This window comes from Brevundimonas sp., assembly GCF_036402095.1.
Lineage (GTDB): Bacteria > Pseudomonadota > Alphaproteobacteria > Caulobacterales > Caulobacteraceae > Brevundimonas.
On sequence record NZ_DASWTO010000081.1, the window covers coordinates 1 to 8,229 of the forward strand.

8 protein-coding genes and 1 tRNA gene are annotated in these 8,229 nt (G+C 70.2%); 3 read left to right on the forward strand and 6 right to left on the reverse strand.

The annotated features are described in order from the left end of the window. The 3 genes from VGD32_RS06575 to VGD32_RS06585 all read right to left on the reverse strand — a co-directional run. Positions 1 to 1,059 (reverse strand): PAS domain-containing protein (locus VGD32_RS06575; RefSeq protein WP_331031104.1); only part of this gene is annotated, 1,059 nt, incomplete at its 3' end. A gap of 204 nt (positions 1,060 to 1,263) precedes the next feature. Next, positions 1,264 to 1,338, reverse strand: a tRNA-Gly gene (locus tag VGD32_RS06580). Positions 1,339 to 1,468: 130 nt separating this feature from the next. Beyond that, positions 1,469 to 2,251, reverse strand: a complete 783-nt coding sequence (locus VGD32_RS06585; protein WP_331031105.1) for an SDR family oxidoreductase — start codon at positions 2,249 to 2,251, stop codon at positions 1,469 to 1,471. Between the two features lie 54 nt (positions 2,252 to 2,305). Here VGD32_RS06585 and VGD32_RS06590 point away from each other — a divergent pair, with 54 nt between their 5' ends. After that, positions 2,306 to 2,704, forward strand: a complete 399-nt coding sequence (locus VGD32_RS06590; protein ID WP_331031106.1) for a YkvA family protein — start codon at positions 2,306 to 2,308, stop codon at positions 2,702 to 2,704. Here the strand turns inward: VGD32_RS06590 and VGD32_RS06595 are convergent. Together VGD32_RS06595 and VGD32_RS06600 are read right to left on the reverse strand one after the other, a co-directional pair. Next, complete coding sequence (locus tag VGD32_RS06595) at positions 2,701 to 3,702, reverse strand: NADPH:quinone oxidoreductase family protein (protein WP_331031107.1); 1,002 nt, start codon at positions 3,700 to 3,702, stop codon at positions 2,701 to 2,703. The genes VGD32_RS06590 and VGD32_RS06595 overlap by 4 nt on opposite strands. Before the next feature lie 14 nt (positions 3,703 to 3,716). Next, on the reverse strand, positions 3,717 to 4,436 hold the full coding sequence (locus VGD32_RS06600) for a 2OG-Fe(II) oxygenase (RefSeq protein ID WP_331031108.1): 720 nt from the start codon (positions 4,434 to 4,436) through the stop codon (positions 3,717 to 3,719). 162 nt (positions 4,437 to 4,598) lie between these two features. Here VGD32_RS06600 and VGD32_RS06605 point away from each other — a divergent pair, with 162 nt between their 5' ends. Both VGD32_RS06605 and VGD32_RS06610 read left to right on the forward strand, forming a co-directional pair. Next, positions 4,599 to 5,480 carry an isoaspartyl peptidase/L-asparaginase gene (locus VGD32_RS06605; protein WP_331031109.1) on the forward strand — a complete coding sequence of 294 codons (882 nt, stop codon included), beginning with the start codon at positions 4,599 to 4,601 and terminating at the stop codon, positions 5,478 to 5,480. Positions 5,481 to 5,568: 88 nt separating this feature from the next. Beyond that, a complete protein-coding gene (locus tag VGD32_RS06610) occupies positions 5,569 to 6,099 on the forward strand; it encodes a hypothetical protein (protein WP_331031110.1) in 531 nt (176 codons plus the stop codon). A 90-nt stretch (positions 6,100 to 6,189) separates the two neighbouring features. Here VGD32_RS06610 and acnA read toward each other — a convergent pair. Beyond that, positions 6,190 to 8,229: aconitate hydratase AcnA (gene acnA, locus VGD32_RS06615; protein WP_331031111.1), on the reverse strand; the 2,040-nt coding region annotated here is incomplete at its 5' end.

The following is an 8,229-nucleotide window of genomic DNA, read 5'->3' on the forward strand; positions in this document are numbered from 1 at the left end:
GGCGCGCGCGGCGGCGGCGGCGGCCAGGGTCTCGGCGGCGGCGGCGCGGGCCGCTTCGGCCTCCTGCCGCAGGCTTTCGTCGGGCGAGGCGTGCGGCTCGCCCGTGACCGGGGCCGTCGCGACCCCGGAAACCTCCACCCCGGCGGCGGCCGGATCGGCGCGCTCGCCGGCCAGAAGCAGCGCATCCACCCGTCCGTCGGCGTCTGTCAGGGGCAGCATCGACCAACGGATGCCCTCGGCCGCGCCGCGCCGCGACACGATCGGCTCAGCCTCTCCCGCCGGCGCGGCGAGACCGGCGCGCAGGGCCTGGCGGCCTTCGACCCGCTCGTCCTCGTCGAGGAACAGGTCAGCGAAATCGCCCTCCGCCGCGTCGCGGCCCAGCACCAGCAGGGCGGTGCGGTTGGCCTCGCGCACCCGCCCGTCGGCGCCGACCACGACCAGGGCGCTGGAGGCGGCGTCGAACACGCGGCGGGTCAGGTCGTCGCCCGCCGGCGTCGCTTCGGGAGCCACGGGCTCGGGCGTCATCAGCCCCTCCGTCTCGACGATGGCGGCGGTGGAGCCGGTGATCTGGCCCAGTTCGTTCTCGATCGGCATGGCCGTGACCGAAACCAGCATCTTGCGGCGCGCCGCCGGATTGGCCAGCAGATGCTGGAATCCCCTCACCGTCTGGCCCCGCAGGGCGCGGGCGCTCGGCAGCAGATCGGGCGGACTGGGTCGGCCGTCGGGGAAGGTGATGCCCCAGGTGGCGGAGTGGAAACGCAGACCGATCAGCTCGGCGTCGCGGCGGCCCAGCAGCTGGTGCGCGGCGCGGTTGGCGAACACGAACTTGCCCTGGCGGTCGGTCTCGACGAGGGCCACGGGAATGGCGTTGAGCGTCTCGAACAGGCGCTTCTGGGACTCCTCGGCCACGCGCTGCACCAGATCGAGCTGGTCCGACGCGTTGACGTGCCGCGAGCGGTTGGTCGCCGCCAGCCACAGGCCGATCAGGCCGATGACCCAGCCGGCGGCCGCCAGACCGCCCAGAACCCAAACCCAGTTGACCTGGCCTTCCAGAAACATGCGCCCTGACTGTCCCGTTCTGGCGCCCCGCGGCGCCGTTCAGGCGACACCCTGCAAACGGCGAACCGGAACGGCCCGCTTTCCCCGCAAAGGCGACTAGACCGCGCCGGTCGATCGGTCCAGCGCGACAGGCATGCGAGAGGGCGGGGAAGGGCGCGGAAAGCAAGAAAGCCCGGTCGCGGGGACCGGGCTTCCTGGATCGACTGGAGCGGGCGAAGAGATTCGAACTCTCGACCCCAACCTTGGCAAGGTTGTGCTCTACCACTGAGCTACGCCCGCACTTCAGCCGGAGGCGGGCGTATAGCGGAGCGGCCCCGAACCCCGCAAGTCCCCTGCGCAGAAATTACGCAAGATCGCGCGCGCGCGGCCAGCCGCCGCCCGGCGAGCGACCCCGCCCCCGTTCCCCGCGTCAGCGCGGGGCAAGCCGGATCGCGCCGTCCAGCCGGATGCATTCACCGTTGATGTAGACGTTGCGGGCCAGTTCCAGCACCAGCGAGGCGTAGTCCGCGGGCGTGCCTAGCCGGCTCGGAAAGGGAATCGCGGCGGCGAGGGCGTCCTGGATCTTCTGTTCCATGCCGGCCATCATCGGCGTCCACATGATGCCGGGCAGGATGGTGTTGCAGCGCACCCCCTCCTGCGCGAGATCGCGCGCGACCGGCAGCGTCATGGCGTAGACGCCGCCCTTGGACGCCGAATAGGCCGCCTGGCCGATCTGGCCGTCCTGGGCCGCCACCGAGGCGGTGTTGACGATCAGGCCGCGCTCGCCGTCGGCCATCGGCTCCAGCGTCACCATCCCGGCCGCCGACTGCGACAGCACGCGGAAGGTGCCGAACAGGTTGACCCGCACGGTGCGCTCGAACTGGGCCATGTCGTGGGCCTTGATCTCGCCGGTGTCCTTCTTGCGCGAGACGGTCTTCATGCCGGTGGCGATGCCGGCGCAGTTGACGGTCAGCCGCTCCTGGCCGTGGGCGGCGCGGGCCTTCTCGAAACCGGCCGCGACAGAGGCGTCGTCGGTGACGTCGACCTTGCAGAACACGCCCCCGATCTCGGCCGCGATGCGCTCGCCGGCCTCCTCGTTGAGATCGAACAGGGCCACCCTGGCGCCGGTCGCCGCGATCGCGCGCGCCGTACCCTCGCCCAGGCCGGAGGCCCCGCCGGTGACCACTGCGGCGATGCTGCTGTCGAGTTTCATGGCGCGAGCCCCTATCTTGTCTGAACCTGAGTTTCGGCCGGGGGTTTAGCCGCCATGTCCGTCAAAGCCAAACCCGCCACGCCCGAAGAGGCGCTGGACCCGGCCCGGGCGCTCGTGCCCTCGGTGCAGCGGGTCAACGAGGTGCGGGTGCAGAGGGGCTTCTGGCCCAAGATTCGTCGCACCGCCTCGAAGATTCCGTTCGCCGGTCAGGCCCTGTCCGTCTGGTTCGCGGCCCGCGACCCCGAGACGCCCGCCGCCGCCAAGGGGATCATGCTGGGCGCGCTGGCCTATTTCGTCCTGCCCGTCGACGCCATTCCCGACATTTTCGCCGGCATCGGCTTTACCGACGACGCCGCTGTCATCGGGGCCCTGATCGCCACCCTGGGCGCCAATATCCGCAAGCGGCACAGGGAACAGGCGGCGCAGGCGCTGGAACGGCTGCGGCAGGACTAGCTCTCGACCGTCACGACCACCTTGCCCATCACTGACCGGTCGCCGAGCGCCTTGATGGCCTCGTGGGCGCGCTCCAGCGGGAAGGTCCGGCTGACGCGCGGCCGGATCTTGCCCTCGCTCCAGAAGCGGAACAGGTCCGCCATGTTCGCGGCGTGGGCGGCGGGGTCGCGCATCACCGCCGCGCCCCAGAACACCCCGATCACCGACACCGATTTCAGCAGCGTCAGGTTCAGCGGCAGGGCAGGAATGCCGGCCGGGAAGCCGACCACCAGATAGCGCCCGTTCCAGTCCATGGCCCTGAGCGCCGGCTCGCAGTAGTCGCCGCCGACCGCATCGTAGACCACGTCGGCGCCGTCGCGGCCCGAGGCGAGCTTGAGTTCGCCCGACAGCTCCTTCTGCGCCGCCCGGTCCATCTTGCCGGAGGGATAGATCAGCCCGTTGTCGGCCCCGGCCTCGAGCGCGAACTGGACCTTGTCGTTGGTCGAGGCGGCGGCGATGACGTGCGCCCCCATGGCCTTGCCCAGCTCGACCGCCGCCACCCCGACCCCGCCGGCGGCGCCGAGCACCAGCAGGCTCTCGCCCGCCTTCAGCTGGGCCCGGTCCTTCAGGGCGTAGTAGGAGGTGCCGTAGGTCATGGTCAGGGCCGCGGCGGTCTCGAAATCCATGCCGTCGGGAATCTTCATCACCGTGGCCGCCGGGACCGCCAGCCGCTCGACCATGCCGCCCCAGCCGGGCACGGCGATGACACGGTCGCCCTTGCGGACGTGGGTCACGCCCTCGCCGAGGGCCTCCACCACCCCCGCGACCTCGCCGCCGGGCGAGAACGGCCGCTGCGGCTTGAACTGGTATTTGTCCTCGATGATCAGGGTGTCGGGGAAGTTGACCCCCACCGCCTTCACCTCGATCACCACCTCGCCCTTCATCGGGCGCGGATCGAGCACCTCCTCGACCACCAGGGTTTCAGGGCCGCCGGGGGCCTTGGACAGGACTGCGCGCATCAGGGTTCTTTCTGTCAGGCCGGCGGCCGGGCCGGCGCCCGGCGGTTGGGAGAGGCCGGATCGATATGCCGCACCCAGCCGGTGATGGACAGGCGCGGGGCGCCGGCGAACGGGGCCACGCACGACACGGCGTGGGACTGGGGCACGCGAAACAGGTTGAGCGCGTTCCAGGCGGGACTGTAGGCCTCGGCCACGTGGCCGTCCTCGTCGATGAAGGTCAGCAGGCCGCCCCAGTCCGTCCGCCATTTCGGCGTCAGGTTCAGCACATAGGCGTAGAGCCGGCCGGACTCCGGCTTCAGGTCGTCGTGCTCGGTCAGATAATGGCCCGCCTCGTATCGGGTCGCCTGGGCGTCGACGTAGTTCGGGCGCGGATCGCCGGTCAGGGTGCGGATGAAACCCAGGAAGGCGGCGCTGTTCAGAAAGGCGTGGGCCGCCGCCAGCATCGGCGAGACCGGTTGCCGGGCCTCGACCAGATCGCTGACGCGCAGGGTGTCGAACATGTAGTGGAAGCCGTCGCGCGCCTCGGCATGGGCCAGGGTGATGAAGCGGGCCGCCTGTTCCGGGGTGAAGGTGTCGAGGGTCTCGACCGGAAAATCGATGGTCTTGCCGTCGCCCATGGTCGAGCATCGCCACTGCGTCTCTCCCGCCAGGGCGCCATGCAGGGCGGCGGCGGACTCCGGGACCAGGAAACCGGGAATGTGAATCCGCCCCAGGCGATTGAAGGCGGTCGTCATGCTCGCGGGCTTGAGGCCGGGATCAATTGCGATCTCCGCCGGTTTGGGCGGCGCGGCGTCTTGCCGAACTTGCATGAATCGCCCCTCAGCGCGCATGGACGGGGACACGAGGCCCGCGCCGGCGAACGGTAGCGGGCCGCAACGAGAGATAAAAGAGGCTCCATGACGGCGCGAACGGCCCTCATCCTTCACGGCGGCGCCGGCGCGCGGCGCGGCACGGACTACAGCCGCGAGGCCGTCCACATGCGCGAGGTCGTTGAGGCGATGAAGGCGCGGCTCGACGCCGGCGCGTCCGCCCTGGACGTCGTGGTCGAGGCCACGGTGATGCTCGAGGACTCCGGCCTCTACGTCGCCGGTCGCGGGGCCAGTCCCAATCTCGCCGGAGCCTACGAGCTGGACGCCAGCCTTATGGACGGGACGACGCGCGAGGCCGGTGCGGTCGCCGCGCTGCAGGGCTTCCGCAATCCGGTCCGGGTCGCCCGGGCGGTTATGCAGCACACGCCCCACGTGATGCTGGCGGGCGAAGGCGCAGCCCTGTTCGCCGCGGATCAGGGCATGGAGCCGATCGGCGACGAACCGGCATGGTTCACCCATGCCGGTCAGAACGACGACAACCACCCGCCCGGCGTCCGCCTCTCGCACGGCACCGTCGGCTGCTGCGTCCTCGACAGCCACGGCCGGCTGGCCGCCGCCACCTCCACCGCGGGCGTGTTCGGCAAGATGCCCGGCCGCGTCGGCGACACGCCCCTGCCTGGCGCCGGCAGCTGGGCCGATGGCCGGGTCGCCGTGTCCGGCACGGGCCAGGGCGAGTATTTCATCCGCGCCGTCGCCTGCGCCCAGGTGGCCTGGCGCGTGGAAGCGGGCCAGTCTCTGGCCGAAGCTGCGCGGGCGGTCATCGACGACGTCGGCGGCATGGGCGGCGACGGCGGCCTGATTGCGCTGGACCGCGACGGAAACATCGCCCAGCCGTTCAACAGCCAGGGCATGAAGCGAGCCTGGCTGACCCCCGGGGGCGAGATCGGCGTCGAGGTCTTCGGGCGCTGATTACGCAGATTTAATCCTCTGCGGAACGCGGTTCATCCACCGTTCACGGCGACGCTGGCCTAAGCGTCACGGGAGCAGGAGGTTCACCGTGAAGTCCATTTTCGCCGCCGCGGCCGTCGCCGCCTTGATCGCCACCTCGGCCTGCGCGCCGGTCGTCCACGGCGGCCCGCCCATCGCCCTGCCGCCGGGCCTGCAGGAAACCGCGCAGGTCGGTTCGATCACCATGTCCAGCGCCTGGCTGGATGCGGAAGAGGATTTTTCCGAAACCTTCTCGGAGGAGGTCCGCGAGGAGCTCGGCCGCTGCATGTACGGCACGGCGCCGATCAACGTCCGCATCCATGTCGAGCGGATGCAGCGCGCCGGCCGGGTGGAGATGCTGCTGAACGGCGAGGGCATGTACACGCTCGAGGGCACGGTCGAGTTCGTCGATCCGTCGCATGGCGACCGGATCGTCGGCCGCTTCCCGATCTCGGTCGCGACCACCGCCGGCGGGCGGCTGGCCGGTCTGGTCGGCGACCGCCAGATGATGGTCTCGGAAGAGTTCGGCCGCTCGATCTGCGAACAGGCGTTCGGCCGCAACCCGCGCGACCGCGGCCCGCACAACGCGACCTCGGGCTAACCGGGGCAAGGGCGGGAAAAAGGGCCGGCGGATCGCTCCGCCGGCCCTTTGTCGTGTCGGCCCTGCGCGGGTCGCCTGACCCGTCGCCGTCTATTCCGCCGCGATGGCCTCCGGCCCGCGGGCCAGGTTGCGCAGCACATAGGGCATCACCCCGCCGGCCTTGAAGTAGTCCAGCTCGGTCTGGTTATCGATGCGGCAGCGCACCGGGAAGCGGGCCATCTTGCCGTCCGACGGGCGGAACAGCTCGACCCACAGGTCCTGGCGCGGGCGCAGCCGGCCGACGTTGGCGTCCGACAGGCCGCGAATGGTGACGATCTCCTCGCCGGTCAGACCCAGCCGGGTCCAGCCCTCGGCCTTGAACTGCAGCGGCACGACGCCCATTCCGACCAGGTTGGAGCGGTGGATCCGCTCGTAGCTCTCGGCGATGACGGCGCGGACGCCCAGCAGGCGGGTGCCCTTGGCGGCCCAGTCGCGCGACGAGCCCGTGCCGTATTCCTTGCCCGCGAACACCACCAGCGGCCGGCCCTCGGACTGGTAGCGCATGGCCGCGTCGTAGATCGACATGACGTCCTGCGACGGGAAATGCTTGGTCACCCCGCCCTCGATATCCGGCGTGATCCGGTTGCGGATGCGGATGTTGGCGAAGGTGCCGCGCATCATCACTTCATGGTTCCCGCGGCGCGCGCCGTAGGAGTTGAAGTCCAGCGCGTCGACGCCGTGACCGGTCAGATAGGCGCCGGCGGGCGAGGTCTTCTTGATCGAACCGGCCGGGCTGATGTGGTCGGTGGTGATCGAGTCGCCGAAGATGGCCAGCACCCGGGCCTCGACAATGTCGGCGACCGGCGCCGGCTCCATCGACATGCCCTCGAAATAGGGCGGGTTCTGCACATAGGTCGAGGCGTCGTCCCAGGCGTAGGTCTGACCGCCCTCGACCTTGATGCCCTGCCAGTGCTTGTCGCCCTTGAACACGTCGGCGTAGCGCTTCGCGAACATGGCCGGGGTGACCGACTTCTTCTGGATGGCGGCGATCTCGGCCGAGGTCGGCCAGATGTCCTTCAGGAAGACGTCCTTGCCCTTCTTGTCCTTGCCGACCGGATCCTTCGAGATATCGATCCGCATCGAACCGGCCAGGGCGTAGGCGACCACCAGCGGCGGGGAGGCGAGATAGTTGGCCTGGACGTCGGGGTTCACCCGGCCCTCGAAATTGCGGTTGCCCGACAGCACGCTGGTGGCGACCAGGCCGTTGTCGTTGATCGCCTTCGAGATGGTCTCCGCCAGCGGGCCCGAGTTGCCGATGCAGGTGGTGCAGCCGTAGCCGACCAGGTTGAAGCCCAGGGCGTCGAGGTCGTCCTGCAGGCCGGCGGCGGTCAGATAGTCGGTGACGACCTGCGAGCCGGGGGCGAGGGAGGTCTTGACCCACGGCTTGACGGTCAGGCCGAGCTTGCGGGCCTTGCGCGCCACCAGGCCGGCGGCGATCAGCACCGAGGGGTTCGAGGTGTTGGTGCAGCTGGTGATCGCCGCGATGACCACGTCGCCGTCGCCGAGGTCGAATTTCTCGCCCTCGACCTTGACCCGCGGCGCATCGACCGGACGGTTGAACACCTCGGCCAGCGCCGTTTCGAACGACGGCGCGGCGACCGTCAGCTCGACCTTGTCCTGCGGCCGCTTCGGACCGGCCAGCGACGGCACCACCGTACCCATGTCGAGGTCCAGCACGTCCGTGAACACCGGGTCTTCCGAGGTCTCGTCGATCCACAGTCCCTGCGCCTTGGCGTAGGCCTCGACCAGGGCGACCCGCGCCTTGTCGCGGCCCGTGGCGGTCAGATACGAGATCGTCGCCGCGGAGACCGGGAAGAAGCCGCAGGTGGCGCCGTATTCCGGGGCCATGTTGGCGATGGTGGCCTGGTCCTCGATGGTCAGGCTGGTCACGCCGGGGCCGAAGAACTCGACGAATTTGCCGACCACGCCCTTCTTGCGCAGCATCTGGGTGACCGTCAGCACCAGGTCGGTGGCGGTGGCCCCTTCCGGCAGGGCGCCGGTCAGGCGGAAGCCGATGACTTCCGGAATCAGCATCGGGATCGGCTGGCCCAGCATGGCCGCCTCGGCCTCGATGCCGCCGACGCCCCAGCC